A 16,547-nucleotide genomic window follows, 5' to 3' on the forward strand; every position below is an offset into this window, starting at 1 on the left:
GGGGAGGCGCCCAGAGTTTGGGATGATGAGTGCAAATGAAGACTTATCAGTTTGAGGAACGCCCGGTCGATCCCGACAGCAGCCTGCCCCTGCACCACCAGCTGAGCGCACATCTGCGAGCGCAGATTGTGAACCACTCGCTGCCGCCGGGCACGCTGCTTCCCAGCGAGGCCCAGCTGCAGGAGCGCTACGGTGTATCGCGTTCGGTGGTCCGCCAGGCGCTGGGCGCTCTCACCGCGGAGGGGCTTATCGATCGTGGTCGGGGGCGCGGCAGTATTGTCTCGCCCCGCCGGGAACATCACCGGTTGGTGCACCGGATGCCCGGCCTGTCCACACAGATCGCCGAAACCGGCGTGTCCGTGACTACCGAAGTGCTGTCCTTCAGTGTGCAGCCGGCGCAGGGCCTCGCGACGGCGCTTGGCACCCCCGAGGTGCTGGCCATCGAGCGGCTGCGTTCGGTGGAAGGGGCACCCCTTGCCCTGATCCACACGTGGCTTGCGCTCCCCCTGTGTTCCACCCTGACCGCCGAGGAGCTGCAGGACACCTCACTGCATTTAGTGTTGCGCCAGAAGTACGGTATCGAGATCGTTGCTGGCAAGCGCCAGATCCGGGCAGCACCGGCCGACGCCGAGCTGCTCGCCCTGCTGCGCATGGCACCTCACACACCGGTGCTGGTCCTTGAAGGAACCAGCCTCGACGCGGCGGGAGCCCCCGTGGAGGTCTTCACTACCTGGCATCATGCGGACCAGATGGTCTTCGACATCGAGGTAGTCCACGACGCCGCCCCGCGGCCCCCCTCCCGAGGTGCTGGGACCAGTGATCTCGCGGCGGATACGTCGCGGCCCGCGGAGCCCCACTCACCCGTGCGAATGGGTGGCCAGGCGGCGACCGCCCCGGTCACACCGACCGGCCCCTCTTCATTGGGCACCCGTGCGCACCAGCTCAGCCTGGAACTCCAGCATCTGGCAGAGGACATCGCTGCTGCCGAACGAAACCCGATCCAGACACCCAGCTAGCTCGTCGCGTAGCGGGTGACAAAGTTCCGCAGAATCGCCGCTGGCCACTCGACCCGCGCCGAGCGGGCGCGACCCATATAGTTTTCGGCCTCTTCCGGAGGAAAGTACCCGGCGTCGCGGTAGATGTCGATGCGCTGGATCAGCCCGTCGACGTCGAGCTCTGGGTGGAACTGGGTGGCATAAAGGTTGGTGCGGATCCGGAACATCTGGACCGGGCAGGTTGTCGACGACGCGAGCAGCACGGCGCCGTCGGGCAGGGTGGTGCAGGCTTCCTTGTGCCCCACGAAGGCGTCGAACGACGACGGCAGCCCGGCCAGTAGCGGGTCCGCAGTGCCCTCAGCGGCCACCGTGATGGGCACGGCCCCGATTGGTTCGGAAAAGGTCCTGTCAATCACGGCACCCTGATGACGCCCAAGGGTGCCCACGCCGTAGCAGGCGCCGAGGAAGGGGAAGTCGGCGGCGACAACCCGATCCAACAACCCGCCGATATCGCGTTCCACCCGCCGCTGGACCTCGGACTTCTGGTGTTCCGGGTCGGATGAGTTGAACGGGCTGCCACCCACCATGATGCCCGAATAGTACTCAAGGTCGATGTGCGGCAGCGGGCCGGATTCGGCACGCACACGGTGTAGCTGGTGCGGCTCAAGCCCGCCGAAACGCTGGAACGCCTGGTACTCGCCGTCGGCGGCGGCGTCCTCGGCACGGGTGGCAATCAGCAGAAACGGTTTCACCTGTCGAGACTACTGCCCTGATGGGTCAGATATGCACGAGACTCGGCCCCCGACATCGACCGGACCTTGCGGTACGCGGCGCTGACTGCTAAGTCTGGGGTATCGAAGTAAGAAAGAGAAGTGGAAAATGGTCCGCACAAATCCGCACGTAGAAGAAGCCGACGAGAGTGACATCGAGGTTGGCAAACCCAAGGAATGGGCCGCTGGTGTCCCGGGTGTCATTCACTCAATGCAGCCGGCGATCAAGCACATGGGCCCTAACCGGACACGGAAGACCCTGCTCGCACTGAACCAGAAAGATGGCTTCGACTGCATGAGTTGCGCCTGGCCCGATCCGGGGAAGCGTAGCAACTTCGAGTTCTGTGAGAACGGCGCAAAGGCTGTTACCTGGGAAGCAACTCCCGTTCTGGTGTCCTCCGAGTTCTGGGCCGAGCATTCAGTCACCGATCTACTCACCAGAAGCGAATACTGGCTGGGCATGCAGGGCCGCCTGACCGAGCCTGTCTACAAGCCGGCGGACAGCGATCACTACCAGCCGGTCAGCTGGGAGAAGGCGTTCTCCCTGGTTGCCGACAAGCTGAACGGGCTGGAGACCCCGCACCAGTCAGCGTTCTACACTAGCGGCCGCGCCTCGAACGAAGCTGCGTTCTCCTACCAGTTGTTCGTCAGGGCCTTCGGAACCAACAATCTTCCCGACTGTTCCAATATGTGCCACGAGTCCTCTGGCTGGGCGATGGGCCAGACCATCGGAATTGGCAAAGCCACTGTCGCATACGACGACTTCGCCAAGGCTGATCTGATCATCATCATGGGCCAGAACCCGGGTACCAACCACCCCCGGATGCTCACGGCCCTGGAACACGCGAAGGAGAACGGCGCCGAGATCGTTGCGGTCAACCCCCTCCCCGAAGCGGGACTGAAGCGGTACAAAAACCCTCAGGAGGTCAAGGGAGTCCTTGGTCGTGGCACGGAAATTGCCGACCAGTTCATGCAGATCCGTATCGGCGGCGATATGGCCCTCATGCAGGCCATCTGCCGGCGGGTCCTCGACGCCGAAGCGGAGAACCCAGGAACGGTCCTGGATCATGATTTTCTGGAGAAGCATTGTCAGGGTCTTGACGAACTCAAAGTCAGTCTGACCCAGCTGGACGAGGGTGCTGTCCTCGAAGCAACGGGGCTTTCAGTCGAGGAAATCGATGAGTTGGCTGCACGTTACATCAAGGCCGACAAGGTCATCATTACCTGGGCCATGGGCATCACGCAGCAGAAAAAGGGCGTGGCAACCATCAAGGAGATCATCAACCTCCTCCTGCTGCGTGGAAACATTGGCAAGCCAGGCGCCGGCGCATCACCGATCCGCGGGCACAGCAACGTTCAGGGCGACCGGACCATGGGTATCTGGGAGCAAATGCCGCCGGCGTTCCTCGACGCCCTTGAGGAAGAGTTCGGTTTCGACCCACCCCGGGACCACGGTACTGACGCAGTGGAAACCATTCGCCAGATGCGCGACGGCGACATTAAGGTCTTCGTCGCACTCGGCGGGAACCTTGTCGCAGCGATCTCGGACACGCTCGCCGCCGAAGAAGCGATGCAGGCCACCGACATGACGGTGCAGATTTCCACCAAGCTGAACCGATCACACGCGGTGATTGGGAAAGAGGCGGTCATCTTCCCGACCATGGGCCGTTCCGAGATCGACATGCAGGCCAACGGTCCGCAGTTCGTCACGGTGGAGGACACGGTTTGCGCCGTGCACCCATCGCACGGCACCGTTGATCCCGTCGCACCGAATCTGCTCTCCGAGGTGGCTATTGTCAGCCGCCTCGCGCGCGCCGTGCTCGGCGACAAGGTGAACGTGGACTGGGATGGGTTCGAAGCTAACTACGACGTGATCCGCGAGCACATTTCGCACGTCGTCGACGGGTGTGAGGATTACAACCAGAAGGTTCGCCGGGAAGGCGGGTTCGTGCTGCCGAACGGACCACGCGATTCACGAACCTTCAGCACCCCCACCGGCAAGGCGATCATCACGGTGAACGACCTGCAGCCGGTCGAGCGTCCAGCAGGCACCCTGATCCTGCAGACCCTCCGCTCCCACGACCAGTTCAACACCACCATCTACGGTCACAACGATCGCTACCGTGGCATCAAGAAGGGCCGCCACGTGGTGTTCGTGAACCCGGAGGACCTGGCCGAGCTGGGCTTCACTGACGGTCAGTACGTAGACATCCGCGGCGAATACCAGGACGGCCGGGAACGCGTGCTGCGGAACTGGCGCGTGGTCTCCTACCCGAGCTCCCGTGGCTGTGCCGCCGCGTATTATCCGGAAGCCAACGTGCTGGTCCCCCTGGAGGACCTCGCGGAGGGCAGCAACACGCCCGTGTCGAAGGCAGTGATCGTGCGGCTGGAGCCGACGAAGGGCGACGCGACGGCATCCGCCGCAGCCGCGAAGGCTTCCATCTCGTAGCCCATCTCGTAGCTCCCAGCGTCCACCAGGGCGCAAAAAAGTGGCTCACCCGCAGGATCGTGGTCTAGCAACCACTTTCCTGCGGGTGAGCCACTTTTTTGGTGACTGGCCGGGCAAATACCGTGACTGACCGAGCAAAGACCCCTGCTACTGGGCGGTCTTCGTCCAGCCGTTGGCGTCCGGACCGTCTTCGAGGCCTTTCGCACGGACCTGCATGACGACGTCGGCCGCTGACTGCACGGCGTCGTCCGAACCTTTACGGCCGCTGGTGTCAGCTGTGCCCGCCGCATAGCCGATCAGGAACGCGCTGATTGCCCCGGCGTTGGGGGACACCGTCTCGGACGTCTGGGCGGCGACCTCCACGATCCGCTCGTGGTCCACCTCCAGGTCGAGGATCTGCAGTGCCTGGGTGAGCTGGCGGCTCCATTCGCTGAGAGTGCGCAGTTCGTCGTCGTTGCCTGTCATATGGGACTCCGTAAATTGTGGGAAGTTTGGTGCCCTCAAGGATTAGCACCTGCGGGCACTTTCCACAACGTTGGCCAGTCGAGCGGACGGTACCCAATAATGGACTCATGGCCTCCCCCATAGAGCACCTCGACGTCGCGATCATCGGGGCGGGACTCTCGGGCATTGGCGCAGGCCACCGTCTGCAGACCGAATGCCCCGACAAGTCGTTCGCCATCTTCGAGGCGCGCGATGCGATCGGCGGCACCTGGGACCTGTTCCGCTATCCCGGCGCACGGTCCGATTCCGACATGTTCACCCTCACGTACCCCTGGCGGCCCTGGACCGCGCCGGAATCCATCGGCGACGGGGCATCAATCCTTCGATACCTGCAGGACGCCGCCGAAGAATCGGGGCTGAACCCCTATATTCGTTTCGGGACCCGGCTGGTGAGCGCCGACTTCTCCTCTACAACCTCCCGCTGGACACTGCAACTGGAGATTGACGGCGCCGCCCGTCGGCGAACGATCACCTGCTCGTTCCTCTACGTCTGCTCCGGGTACTACAACTACGCCAGGGGCTACCAGCCAGACTTCCCCGGCCTTGAAGACTTCGCCGGCAAGGTGGTCCACCCCCAGTTCTGGCCGGCCGATCTCGACTACGCCGGCAAGCAGGTCGTGGTGATCGGCAGCGGCGCCACCGCCGTCACTCTTGTGCCATCAATGGTCGACGACGCCGCGCACGTCACCATGCTGCAGCGTTCACCGTCCTATCTGGTGACGGTGCCGCGCCGCGACCGGATCGCCGATGCTGCCCGGAAGGTCCTGCCCGCTGGAGCGGCTCACCGTGTAGCCCGGGCCCGCAACGTGGTGTATCCGCTGGCGTTCTACCAGCTCTGCATGCGCCTGCCGCGGGTAGCGAAGGCGTACCTGCGAAGTCAGGCCCGCGGCATCCTCAAGGACGAGCAGCAGATCCGGGAGCATTTCACGCCAGCCTACAATCCCTGGGAGCAACGCCTCTGTGTGGCTCCGGGTGGTGACTTTTACCGGGCCCTGACATCGGAGAAGGCGTCGGTGGTGACCGAGCGGATCGACCGGTTCACGCCGGGCGGGATCACGCTTGAGTCGGGGCGGGAGTTGGCTGCCGACGTCGTCGTCTCTGCTACCGGACTCGCCCTTCAATCGCTCGGGGGCGCACAGCTGAGTATTGACGGTGTCCCGGTTGATCTCGGTGACGCGTGGGTCCACCAGGGGGTGCTGGTCACCGGGGTCCCTAACCTGGGGTACTGCGTGGGGTACACGAATGCGTCGTGGACGCTGCGATCGGACCTGAGCTCCCGGTATGTCTGCCGGTTGCTCAAGTACATGGACCGCAAGGGGTACACGGTGGCGATCCCGGTGCCGGAGGCGGGCATGTCGCGGCGTCCGCTGCTGGACCTTTCCTCTGGATACGTTCAGCGGACAGCCGACGTGTTTCATCGGCAAGGATCGGGCCGGCCGTGGACCGTTGGCGCCAACTATCTGCTGGATACCCCGGCGGTGCTGCTCGGAAATGTCAGCAAGCACATGGCATTCGACTCAATCCCGGGTCAGGACGCCACCCGAAACCGCAAAAAAGTGGCGTAGCTACACCCGAGCGGTTGCCCCACCACGCGTCTGCACCTAAGCCACTCCTTTGGTTGAAACCAGCGTCTGCAGGAGAGCTACTCGGTCTTCGCCGCCGATTTCAACAGTTCAAGCCGCAAAGCACGGGCGGTTTCCATGTGCTGCCGGGCGATCTGGCGCGCATCGTCGGCTCGTTGATCAACTATGGCCTTCACCAAAGCTTCGTGCTCATCCAGCGCATCTTCCCACCGGTTTCCCACTGACAGGGTGGACCGTGGGGTGTTGATGAGGTGGGTGGAGAGCCGTTCCAGCAGATCCTGCAGTACCCGGTTATTTGCCGCTGTGCTGACCGCCGTATGAAACTCGATATTGCAGCGGATGCGTGTCTGATCGTCAGGGTAGCCGAGATCGCGATCCCGTTCCACCAGGGCTTCAAGCCGCATGATGTCCGATGCGGTTCGACTGCTGGACGCCTGGCCGGCAGCTTCCTGTTCAAGCATCACCCGCAGATCATAGATCTGGATGACCTCCTGCGGGTCGATCTGCGGTACCTGAAGACCCCTCGCCGCGCGCTCCAGCAGACGCTCGTGCTGGAGGCGGCTGAGCGCCTCGCGGATGGGAGTCCGCGAGACGCCAAAGCGCTCCGAAAGGCCCACCTCGCGAAGCGGTGTTCCGGGAGGATGAATACCTGCCAGAATCTCGCTGCGCAGCACGCGGAAGACCACTGAGCCGTCGACGCGTCCCGTCGAATCTGCCGGATCAGACACTTTCAACCGGTTCAGACACTTGGTGCTCCTATAAGTAGGACCTGAATTTTAGGCACCCTATCCACGAGTGTGGGCTAGGACATTACTCATGGAACAGCCATTCGGACGCGTCGACAGGCGACAGGGTGTGCTGCTAGACGGCGATCTGACGCAGGACGTACTGCAGGATGCCGCCGTTGCGGTAGTACTCGGCTTCACCGGGGGTGTCGATCCGCAGCACTGCCTCAAAGGTGACCGGCTGGCCGCCATCTTCGGGGGTAGCGGTAACGGTGACGGTCTTCGGGGTGGTGCCGTTGTTCAGTTCGGTGACGCCTGACACCGCGAAGGTCTCGGTACCGGTGAGGCCCAGCGATTCAGCGTTCTGCCCCTGGGGGAACTGCAGGGGAAGCACTCCCATACCGATGAGGTTGGAGCGGTGGATCCGCTCGTAGCTCTCGGTAATCACTGCGCGCACACCCAGGAGCGCGGTGCCCTTGGCAGCCCAGTCACGCGACGAACCCGAGCCGTATTCCTTACCAGCCAGGACGACCAGCGGTGTTCCCGCTTCCTGGTAGTTCATTGCAGCGTCGTAGACGGCAGCCTGTGGCGCATCTGCCTGGCTGAAGTCGCGGGTAAATCCACCCTCAACGTCCTCAAGGAGCTGGTTGCGGATCCGGATGTTGGCGAATGTCCCGCGGATCATCACCTCGTGATTTCCGCGGCGTGAGCCGAAGGAGTTGAAGTCCTTGCGTTCCACACCGTGCTCCAGCAGGTACCGGCCCGCGGGAGTGTCTGACTTGAACGAACCGGCGGGTGAAATGTGGTCAGTGGTGACCGAATCTCCCAGCTTCAGCAGAACCCGTGCACCCTCGATGTCGGTGACTGGCTCAGGCTCGGACTTCATGCCCTCAAAATACGGAGGCTTCCGAACGTAAGTGGATTTTGAATCCCACTCGAAGGTGTCGCCGGCCGGGGTCGGCAGTGACTTCCAGCGCTCATCGCCGTCGAAGATGGTCGAGTAGCTCGTCTTGAACATCTCCTTGTCGATGGACTCGTCAATGATCTGCTGCACCTCGACCGGATTCGGCCAGATGTCGCGCAGGAAGACGTCGTTGCCGTCGTCGTCCTGGCCGAGTGGATCGGCAGCGAAGTCGAAGTCCATCGTGCCAGCCAGTGCGTAGGCAACCACCAGCGGGGGGGATGCCAGGTAGTTCATCTTGACGTCCGGGTTGATCCGGCCCTCAAAGTTACGGTTACCGGAGAGGACAGCTGTGACGGCCAGGTCGGCGTCCTGGATGGCCTGGGTGATCTCCTCATCGAGGGGACCCGAGTTGCCGATGCAGGTGGCGCAGCCGTAACCGACAACGAAGAAGCCCAGCTTCTCCAGATACGGGATCAGGCCTGACTTTTCGTAGTAGTCGGTGACTACCTTCGAGCCGGGAGCAACAGAGGTCTTGACCCAGGCCTTGGACATCAGGCCCTTGTCGACGGCGTTGCGGGCCAGCACTGCTGCAGCCATCATCACCGACGGGTTGGACGTGTTGGTGCAGGAGGTGATCGAGGCGATGGTGACCGCACCGTGGTCGAGCGTGAAGCTCCGGCCGTCAGCGGTGGTGACCTCCACGGGGCTCGAGTCGCGGTTGGCTTCGGTCTCGGTGACCGTCTCGTGTGGGTGATCGTCGATCTTGGTGGCGGCACCGTTGGACGAGGGTGGGTCGGAGGCGGGGAAGGATTCCTCAAGGGCCTCATCGACGGTCGCACCCTCTTCCTCGACCGAGCGGTGCACGTAGTTTTCCAGGTCGCTGCGGAACTGAGGCTTGGCGTTGGTCAGTTCAACGCGGTCCTGGGGACGCTTCGGGCCGGCGATCGAGGAGACAACCGTCGAAAGGTCCAGTTCCAGGTACTCGGAGAAGGCAATCTCCTTGCTGGGGTCATGCCACAGGCCCTGAGCCTTGGCGTAGGCCTCGACCAGTGCCAGGTTCTCATCCGAGCGGCCGGTCAGCCGCAGGTAGTCCATGGTGACGTCGTCGATCGGGAACATGGCAGCAGTGGAGCCGAACTCCGGGCTCATGTTGCCGATGGTGGCGCGGTTGGCCAGGGGCACAGCGCTGACGCCTTCGCCGTAGAACTCGACGAACTTGCCGACGACGCCGTGCTTGCGCAGCTTCTCGGTGATGGTGAGCACGACGTCGGTCGCGGTGGCACCGGCGGGGATCTCACCGGTGAGCTTGAAGCCCACCACCCGAGGGATCAGCATGGAGACGGGCTGGCCCAGCATGGCAGCCTCGGCTTCGATGCCGCCGACCCCCCAACCGAGGACGCCGAGCCCGTTGACCATGGTGGTGTGCGAGTCGGTGCCGACGCAGGTATCGGGGTAGGCCTGCAGGGCGGTGGTGCCGTCGGTGGTGACCTCGCGGGTCATCACCGTGCGGGCCAGGTACTCGAGGTTGACCTGGTGGACGATGCCCATGCCGGGCGGGACCACCAGGAAGTCGTCGAACGCGGTCTGACCCCAGCGCAGGAACTGGTACCGCTCGCCGTTGCGCTGGTACTCGATCTCGATGTTGCGCTCGAGTGCGTTGGCGTTGCCGGCGAAGTCGATCTGCACCGAGTGGTCAATGACCAGTTCGGCGGGGGCCAGCGGGTTGACGCGCTTGGGGTCTCCACCGAGTTCGACGACCGCCTCGCGCATGGTGGCAAGGTCGACGATGCAGGGCACACCGGTGAAGTCCTGCATGATCACGCGGGCCGGGGTGAACTGGATTTCGGTGTCGGGCTCAGCTTCGGGGTCCCAGTTGGCCAGGGCACGCACGTGGTCGGCCGTGATGTTGGCGCCGTCCTCGGTGCGGAGCAGGTTCTCCAGGAGCACCTTGAGACTGTAGGGAAGCTTCTCTGATCCCTCTACAGCGTCGAGGCGGAAGATCTGATACTCAGCTCCCGCTACCTCGAGTACGTCTTTGGAACCGAATGTGTCGACAGCAGTCATTGCTAGTATCCCTTCCAGGATTGGTTACGCCTTTGAACCCATCATATCCCGAAACGCAAGAATGCTGTATACAGTCGTACACACTAGCGTGGCGCCCCGGAAAAGTGGCGGCCCCGCAGGCTAGTGGTGGCCCCACCGCTTCGATGCGGGTCGGCCACTTTTCTGGGCCGCCAGCCGCCCAACCGGCACCGTTGCAGCGCGGCAGCGGGATTCTCACCCCGCGATAAGCCCCCTTCCCTATCGATGTGACGCCGGGCACACTTGCACCAGCACTCATTTACCGCTGGGAGAGCGCCGGAAGTCCGTCGGAACCTGCCCGCGTACGCCATCGCCGAGGAGGACCATGAGAGCCGTTCGGGTACACCGCTACCAGGAAGACCCGCTGATCGATGACGTGGCGGAACCCACGGTAACCGGCCCGTGGGACGTCGTCGTCGACATCGGCGCTGCGGGCCTATGCCGCACCGATCTGCACGTCATCGAGGGGCAGTGGGACACCATCCAGCACCCCAAACTCCCCTACATTCTCGGACACGAGAACGCCGGGTGGGTCCGGGAGGTGGGCTCAGCCGTCACCAACGTCCAACCCGGCGACACCGTGATCATGCACCCGATCGTCACATGCGGCCTCTGCCTGGCATGCCGCGAAGGTCAGGACTCCCACTGCGAAAACTCCACCTTCCCTGGCCTGAACGTCGACGGCGGGATGGCCGAGGTGATGAAGACCAACGCCCGCTCGGTCGTGAAACTCGACCCGTCGCTCAAGCCCGCCGACATCGCCGCCCTGGCCGATGCCGGCCTCACCGCCTATCACGCGGTTCGCAAGGCCGCGCCGCTGCTGCACCCCGGAACCCACGCGGTCGTGATCGGAAGCGGCGGGTTGGGCCACATCGGCATCCAGTCCCTGAAGGCACTCACGGCGGCCCAGATCACCGTCGTCGACACGTCCGAGGAGGCGCTCGAGCTGGCGACGGCACTCGGCGCTGACCACACGCTGTCCCAGGCGGGCGACGGCGGGAAGCTCCTCGAGATCACCGGCGGCGGCGCGCACGTGGTTTTCGACTTCGTCGGTGAACACGGCACTGAGGCACTCGGGCTGAACGTGCTGCGGAACCGTGGCAGCTACTACACGATCGGTTATGGCGGGGCAGTGAGCATCGACACCATCGAGATTATTTCCCGGGAAATCAACATCGTGGGAAATCTCGTGGGCACCTACCTCGACCTCGTGGAACTTATGACCCTCACTGCGCAGGGCCAGGTCACCCTACACACCCAGACGTACGACCTCGAAAACGCCGTCCAGGCGATGCACGATCTGGACAGCGGCAAGCTGGTCGGCCGTGGCATTCTCGTTCCCAACCACACCCAAGGGAGTTAACAATGGCGTATCCCGCTAAGTATTCGACGCTCAACGAGCTGCAACTGACGGAGGAGGCCCGGCGGATCCTGGTCCGGATTATCCGGGTGGCGTTCCCGCACCCGAAGATTCCGGACGGGCCGTACGAGCGGATGGCCGACAAGATCATCACCGAGTCCAACGAATCCACCTGGTTCAGGGTGGCATTGACCCAGGGGCTGCTGACGCTGAACCAGCAGGGCGGTGAGAACTTTCTCGACCTCTCCGACGACCGCGCCCTCGCCGTGCTGCAGCGCATCGCCGACCTTGAGTTCTTCGGCTTCATCCGGCGCACCACCGTCCTGAACTTCTATGACGACCCCGAAGTCTGGGACGTCTTCGGCTACGAGGGCGAGTCATTCTCCAAGGGCGGCTACCTGCACCGCGGATTCGATGACCTGGACTGGCTCCCCAACCCCCGGGTCGAGGAGGCGGACGAGCCGCTCACCGAAATTGGGCCGCTCGGTTACGACATCGCGCAGCAGGCACCGCAGCGGGTCAGGGACGCCGCAGACAGCACCGGCGAAGAGCCCGTCGAGGACCTCTTCAAGGGCCAGGACAAAGTTCAAGGAGCACAGACCATATGAGCAACGAGACCGCTGAACACTTTGACAGCGCACACTTCGGCCTGGACGACGGCTCGGTGGTCGTCATCATCGGCTCCGGGGCGGGCGGCGGCACCCTGGCCCACGAACTCACCGCGAAGGGCATCAAGGTGGTGGTCCTCGAAGCGGGCGGCCACATCAAGCACGACGAGTACATCAACCACGAGTGGGAATCGTTCAACCAGATGGCCTGGCTGGACCCGCGGACGACGTCGGGCACCTGGCGGATTGCGCGCGACTTCCCGAATCTGCCCGCCTGGCTGGTGAAGGCAGTGGGCGGCACCACCACCCACTGGTCCGGCGCCACCCCGCGGTTCAAGGCCCACGAGTTCAAGACCCGCAGCACCTACGGGCGGATCGACGGCGCCAACCTGCTGGACTGGCCCATCACCCTCGACGATCTGGCACCGTATTACGACAAGGCCGAGCAGAAAATCGGCAGCACCCACCGCCACGGGCGCCCGGCGATGCCCGCCAACAACAACTACAAGGTGCTCGCGGCTGGCGCCGAGCGGATCGGTTACCGGCATTACGCCACCGGTCCGTACGGCACCAACGCCGAACCCTACGATGGCCGGCCCGCCTCCATCCAGGACGGCTTCAACTTCCAGGGCGACAAGAACAAGTCCAAATGGTCCACCCTGGTGTCCGAAATCCCGAAGGCACTGCGCACCGGGAAGCTGGACCTCCGCCCGAACTGCCACGCCGTGCAAATCACCCACACCCCCGAAGGCACCGTGGACAGCGTCATGTACATCGACGACGCCGGGAACCTCCAACGCCAGCAGGCTCGCCTCGTGGCGGTGGCTGGAAACTCGATCGAGACGCCGCGCCTGCTGCTGCTCTCCGGGTCTCCCCTGTTCCCGGATGGGCTGGCCAACTCCTCCGGCCAGCTGGGCCGGAACTACATGCGCCACACCACCGGCTCGGTGTACGCCAAGTTCGACAAGCCGGTCCACATGTACCGCGGGGAGACGATGGCCGGTCTCGTGGCTGACGAGTCACGGCACGACGTCGACCGCGGCTTCTCGGGTGGCTACTACCTCGAGACCATTGCGTTGGGTCCGGCGTTCCTGGCCAGCTTCGCGGACCCGGGAGCGTGGGGTCCGAACTTCGCGTCGTTGCTCGACGACTACGAGAACACGGCGGGTCTGTGGATTGTCGGCGAGGACATGCCGCAGGAGACCAACCGGGTCACCCTGAACACCAGCGTGACGGACCGGCTGGGCCTGCCTGTCCCGAACGTCCACTTCGACGATCACCCCAACGATACGGCGATGCGCAACCACGGCTACCAGCAGGCGTCGCTACTCTACGAGGCGGTGGGCGCCCTGTCCTCGCACCACACCCCGCCGTACCCGTCGACCCACAACATGGGAACCGCACGGATGAGCGAGCGCCCGGAAGACGGCGTGGTCAATCAGTGGGGTCAGACCCACGATGTGAAGAACCTGTTCGTGTCCGACGGTTCGCAGTTCACGACGGGCGCGGCGGCCAACCCGACCCTGACCATCGTGGCGCTGGCGATCCGGCAGGCGGAGTACATCGCGGAGCAACTGGCGACGTCGGCCCTATAAGGCGGTCGGGAGGACCGCCAAGGGGTGTGGTCCCGAGCCGAGGCTCGGGACCACACCCGCCGGAACATCACACGAAGATCAGCACGAGCCCCACCACCGCGGCGACCGCACCAATCCCGGTCAGGACCCAGCCAAGGACCCTGAGCGAGTGCGCCGGTGGGACCGGTTCAGTCAGGGAGTACTGGTCGGGATCCCGCCGGTTGTAGTAAAGGGTGAATTCGGTGCCCGGCACCATGTCCTTGCCCTCCCTGAAGGAGAACAGGGCCTCCCGGATCTCGTATTCCTGGTCATGCCAGCGATAGCCGATGCCCTCGCCGGTGACGAAAACCACTGCGTCAGTGGCGGTCCAGCCGAGCTGGGAGGTGCGGATGATCCAGGCGATGAGAATCAGCAGAATCCCCGGCACCAGCCCCACCCACGTCAGCACCTCAGTAATGACACCCCACAACTGAGACTGGTTCTCCATAGCTCGATGCTATCGAGAATCTATCGACGCTGCGGTAACACTGAGGTGGCCCGGAGCGCACGGCCCACCTTGTCGGCGGTGTCACGCAGCAGCACGGCGATCCGCCCCGCCCGCCGATCAAAGTCCGCCGCGTCGAGGGAAACCGCAACGGATCCAACGATCTGCCCGGCCGCGTTCCGCACCGGCGCCCCCAGACAGGACGACCCGATCATGAACTCTTCGCGCTCGACGGCGATGCCGCCCGCGCTGACCTTCTCCAGTTCCAGCTCCAATTCGTCGCGGGTCCGGATGGTGTTGGACGTCATGGGGGGCAGCCCTTGCCTGCCCAGGAACGCCCGCCGCCGTGTGGGGTCCATCCCGGCGAGAAGGATCTTGCCGAAGGCTGTGGCGTGCGCAGCGTCGTTGAAACCGAAGCCCATGGGGGTGATGCGGCGCCGGGTCGGGGAATCCACCACGTGGGCCACCACAATATGATCGCCGCGGTGCACCGCATAGTAGGCGGCGGCGTCGCCCCTCGAATGCAGTTCAAGCACCAGCCTGGCGACGGCCGAGGGCGTTCCGATCTGGCGGTGCAGCGACGCATCCAGGGCATGCAGTTTGTAGCCGAGGGCGTACCGACTCTCCTCCTTTAAATGAACCAGATGCCGTGATTCAACCAGGGTTTTCAGGAGCCGGTACACACTCGGGAGCGGCATCTCCAGGGCTGTCGCGATTTCCTTGGCGGACAGTCCACGCTCGTCGGCGGCGACGACGTCGAGCAGAGCAAAAGCCTTCTGCACCGAGGCCATGCCGGTCAGAGCATCGTTGCGTCCCATACCCCCATCTTCGCCGGTCCGTCAAGCCATCGGCAACCTACTCGACGGTCAGCTCACCCATGCGACCCCACCCGTCGGCGGAGATCTTCTCGCTGATGATGTGCGGCGTCTCCACGAGTGCCTGCGGCATGTCCTGCATTGCCTGCTGGAAGTGGGCGCTGTTGACGTGGTCCCCGGCGGCATCGTCCTGGAACGCTTCGACCAGGACGAACTCGTTGGGGTTTTCGACGCTGCGCGACCAGTCGAACCACAGGTTCCCGGGCTCGTTGCGGGTGGACTCGGTGAACTGGCGGGTGAGGTCGAGCCACCGGTCGGTCCAGTCTGGTTTGACGTTGAATTTGACGACGATGAAGATCACTGCGCGCCTGCCTTTTGGGTCGTGGGATTGAGCTCGTGTTCCCAGCAGTCTGCCGTTAATCACCGCCGCCTCCAACTTCCGTTCTCGCCTTGTGAGAATACGCGGTGCCGTCCAGGCGACGGAGGCCTACGCTGGCAGTAGACCACCCTCTATCAAAGGAGATTGAGATGAGTAATCCCATGCAGGTCCGCACCATGATCAGCCCGGCCAGGTACGTCCAGGGGAAGGGCGCTATCCACCGGGTAGGCGAATTCCTCACCCCGCTGGGCAGTAAACCGTTGATCGTGGCGGACGATCTGGTCTGGGGATTCGTAGCGCACGACGTCGAAGCCTCCCTTACCGCCGCTGGTTTGCCCACCACCCGGGTGGGGTTCGGCGGGGTCCCCAGCGCCAACGAGGTCGACCGGCTGACCGCCCTGATCGCCGAGCATCAGACCGACGTCATCGTGGCAGTGGGCGGCGGCAGCACCATCGACGCGGTCAAAGCCTCGGGCTTCGCGTCAGGGATCCGCTGGGTCACCGTGCCGACCATCGCCTCCACCGACGCGCCCACCTCCGCTCTGGCAGTGATTTACACGGACGACGGCGTCTTCGAGGAGTACCGTTTCTTCCCCCGCAACCCGGACCTGGTGCTGGTGGACACCCAGCTGGTCGCCAACGCGCCGGCGTCGTTCCTCGCCGCCGGGGTGGGCGACGCCCTCGCCACCTGGCTTGAAGCCCGCGCAACCACCCAGTCCTTCGCCAACACCATGGCAGGCGGCCTGCCCACGTTGACCGGTACAGCCCTGGCCCGGTTGTCGTGGGACGTGCTGTGGGAAAACGCCCTGCCGGCGCTCGACGCGGTCCGCGACAACGTAGTCACCCCCGCCCTGGAGAAGGTGGTGGAGGCCAACACGTTGCTGTCCGGGCTCGGGTTCGAGTCCGGTGGGCTGGCCGCCGCCCACGCCATCCACAATGGGCTGACCGCCGCTAACCAGACCCACGGCCTGGCGCACGGGCAGAAGGTCAACATCGGGTCCCTCACCCAACTGGTCCTTGAGGGCGCGCCCAGCGCCGACATCCGGGACTTCGTCGAATTCACCACCCGGGTGGGGCTGCCGAATACGCTGACCGAGGTGGGCCTGTCCCCCGACGACGACGAGGACCTGCGGCGGGTGGCAGAAGCTGCAACCGTGACCGGCGAAACCATCCACAATATGCCCTTCCCCGTGGGCGTCGACGACCTCACGAGCGCCCTGAAGTCGATCGAAAGGCTGTCGGCCGGCATCCGTCGCCAGGCGGGCCTGCCCGAACCAGTGCAGTACAAGGCGAAGCACTGAGCGCCCGCCCGGCA

Annotated in this window: 14 protein-coding genes; 7 read left to right on the forward strand and 7 right to left on the reverse strand. The window is 64.2% G+C overall.

The window, feature by feature from the left end; translation table 11 throughout:
* Positions 1-35: 35 nt before the first annotated feature.
* The gene (locus IWX64_RS04535) at positions 36-1,016 is read left to right on the forward strand and encodes a GntR family transcriptional regulator (protein ID WP_196865972.1); all 981 of its coding nucleotides are present in this window, start codon (positions 36-38) and stop codon (positions 1,014-1,016) included.
* Here the strand turns inward: IWX64_RS04535 and IWX64_RS04540 are convergent.
* Complete coding sequence (locus tag IWX64_RS04540; RefSeq protein WP_196865973.1) at positions 1,013-1,747, reverse strand: glutamine amidotransferase; 735 nt, start codon at positions 1,745-1,747, stop codon at positions 1,013-1,015. The genes IWX64_RS04535 and IWX64_RS04540 overlap by 4 nt on opposite strands.
* Before the next feature lie 127 nt (positions 1,748-1,874).
* On the opposite strand from IWX64_RS04540, the gene IWX64_RS04545 reads away from it, so the two are divergent.
* Positions 1,875-4,214 carry an FdhF/YdeP family oxidoreductase gene (locus tag IWX64_RS04545; protein ID WP_196865974.1) on the forward strand — a complete coding sequence of 780 codons (2,340 nt, stop codon included), beginning with the start codon at positions 1,875-1,877 and terminating at the stop codon, positions 4,212-4,214.
* 147 nt (positions 4,215-4,361) lie between these two features.
* Here the strand turns inward: IWX64_RS04545 and IWX64_RS04550 are convergent, their stop codons facing one another.
* Positions 4,362-4,679 carry a DUF6457 domain-containing protein gene (locus IWX64_RS04550; protein ID WP_196865975.1) on the reverse strand — a complete coding sequence of 106 codons (318 nt, stop codon included), beginning with the start codon at positions 4,677-4,679 and terminating at the stop codon, positions 4,362-4,364.
* Positions 4,680-4,786: 107 nt separating this feature from the next.
* Between IWX64_RS04550 and IWX64_RS04555 the strand changes: the two genes are divergently transcribed.
* Positions 4,787-6,283, forward strand: a complete 1,497-nt coding sequence (locus IWX64_RS04555; protein ID WP_196865976.1) for a flavin-containing monooxygenase — start codon at positions 4,787-4,789, stop codon at positions 6,281-6,283.
* Between the two features lie 77 nt (positions 6,284-6,360).
* On the opposite strand, the gene IWX64_RS04560 is transcribed toward IWX64_RS04555, so the two are convergent.
* A complete protein-coding gene (locus IWX64_RS04560; protein ID WP_196865977.1) occupies positions 6,361-7,029 on the reverse strand; it encodes a GntR family transcriptional regulator in 669 nt (222 codons plus the stop codon).
* 133 nt (positions 7,030-7,162) lie between these two features.
* Positions 7,163-9,994: an aconitate hydratase gene (locus tag IWX64_RS04565; protein ID WP_196865978.1), complete on the reverse strand. Its 2,832-nt coding sequence runs from the start codon at positions 9,992-9,994 to the stop codon at positions 7,163-7,165.
* A gap of 343 nt (positions 9,995-10,337) precedes the next feature.
* Here IWX64_RS04565 and IWX64_RS04570 point away from each other — a divergent pair, with 343 nt between their 5' ends.
* Genes IWX64_RS04570 through IWX64_RS04580 form a run of 3 tightly spaced genes read left to right on the forward strand, consistent with a single transcriptional unit; the run spans position 10,338 to position 13,575 of the window.
* Complete coding sequence (locus IWX64_RS04570) at positions 10,338-11,375, forward strand: NAD(P)-dependent alcohol dehydrogenase (RefSeq protein WP_196865979.1); 1,038 nt, start codon at positions 10,338-10,340, stop codon at positions 11,373-11,375.
* A 2-nt stretch (positions 11,376-11,377) separates the two neighbouring features.
* Positions 11,378-11,980 (forward strand): hypothetical protein, encoded by a 603-nt coding sequence (locus IWX64_RS04575; protein WP_196865980.1) that lies wholly within the window; start codon positions 11,378-11,380, stop codon positions 11,978-11,980.
* Positions 11,977-13,575 carry a GMC family oxidoreductase gene (locus IWX64_RS04580; protein WP_196865981.1) on the forward strand — a complete coding sequence of 533 codons (1,599 nt, stop codon included), beginning with the start codon at positions 11,977-11,979 and terminating at the stop codon, positions 13,573-13,575. Before IWX64_RS04575 ends, IWX64_RS04580 begins: the two co-directional genes overlap by 4 nt.
* A gap of 67 nt (positions 13,576-13,642) precedes the next feature.
* Here the strand turns inward: IWX64_RS04580 and IWX64_RS04585 are convergent, their stop codons facing one another.
* From IWX64_RS04585 to IWX64_RS04595, 3 genes are read right to left on the reverse strand one after another with little or no spacing between them, the layout of a single operon-like run.
* Positions 13,643-14,041: a hypothetical protein gene (locus IWX64_RS04585; protein WP_196865982.1), complete on the reverse strand. Its 399-nt coding sequence runs from the start codon at positions 14,039-14,041 to the stop codon at positions 13,643-13,645.
* 20 nt (positions 14,042-14,061) lie between these two features.
* Positions 14,062-14,856, reverse strand: a complete 795-nt coding sequence (locus IWX64_RS04590) for an IclR family transcriptional regulator (RefSeq protein WP_196865983.1) — start codon at positions 14,854-14,856, stop codon at positions 14,062-14,064.
* 37 nt (positions 14,857-14,893) lie between these two features.
* Positions 14,894-15,214, reverse strand: a complete 321-nt coding sequence (locus IWX64_RS04595) for a putative quinol monooxygenase (RefSeq protein WP_196866077.1) — start codon at positions 15,212-15,214, stop codon at positions 14,894-14,896.
* 167 nt (positions 15,215-15,381) lie between these two features.
* Here IWX64_RS04595 and IWX64_RS04600 point away from each other — a divergent pair, with 167 nt between their 5' ends.
* Positions 15,382-16,533: a glycerol dehydrogenase gene (locus tag IWX64_RS04600; RefSeq protein WP_245345745.1), complete on the forward strand. Its 1,152-nt coding sequence runs from the start codon at positions 15,382-15,384 to the stop codon at positions 16,531-16,533.
* Positions 16,534-16,547 lie beyond the last annotated feature (14 nt).

Origin of the sequence: Arthrobacter sp. CAN_A212, from assembly GCF_015752345.1 — a bacterium.
GTDB lineage: Bacteria > Actinomycetota > Actinomycetes > Actinomycetales > Micrococcaceae > Arthrobacter_D.

What these genes read in the sequence shown, in the direction of transcription:
- IWX64_RS04535 (WP_196865972.1), top strand. Translation starts at nt 36, where the DNA reads ATGAAGACTTATCAGTTTGAGGAACGCCCGGTCGATCCCGACAGCAGC.
- IWX64_RS04545 (WP_196865974.1), top strand. Translation starts at nt 1,875, where the DNA reads ATGGTCCGCACAAATCCGCACGTAGAAGAAGCCGACGAGAGTGACATC.
- IWX64_RS04550 (WP_196865975.1), bottom strand. Translation starts at nt 4,679, where the DNA reads ATGACAGGCAACGACGACGAACTGCGCACTCTCAGCGAATGGAGCCGC.
- IWX64_RS04555 (WP_196865976.1), top strand. Translation starts at nt 4,787, where the DNA reads ATGGCCTCCCCCATAGAGCACCTCGACGTCGCGATCATCGGGGCGGGA.
- IWX64_RS04565 (WP_196865978.1), bottom strand. Translation starts at nt 9,994, where the DNA reads ATGACTGCTGTCGACACATTCGGTTCCAAAGACGTACTCGAGGTAGCG.
- IWX64_RS04570 (WP_196865979.1), top strand. Translation starts at nt 10,338, where the DNA reads ATGAGAGCCGTTCGGGTACACCGCTACCAGGAAGACCCGCTGATCGAT.
- IWX64_RS04575 (WP_196865980.1), top strand. Translation starts at nt 11,378, where the DNA reads ATGGCGTATCCCGCTAAGTATTCGACGCTCAACGAGCTGCAACTGACG.
- IWX64_RS04580 (WP_196865981.1), top strand. Translation starts at nt 11,977, where the DNA reads ATGAGCAACGAGACCGCTGAACACTTTGACAGCGCACACTTCGGCCTG.
- IWX64_RS04585 (WP_196865982.1), bottom strand. Translation starts at nt 14,041, where the DNA reads ATGGAGAACCAGTCTCAGTTGTGGGGTGTCATTACTGAGGTGCTGACG.
- IWX64_RS04590 (WP_196865983.1), bottom strand. Translation starts at nt 14,856, where the DNA reads ATGGGACGCAACGATGCTCTGACCGGCATGGCCTCGGTGCAGAAGGCT.
- IWX64_RS04600 (WP_245345745.1), top strand. Translation starts at nt 15,382, where the DNA reads ATGAGTAATCCCATGCAGGTCCGCACCATGATCAGCCCGGCCAGGTAC.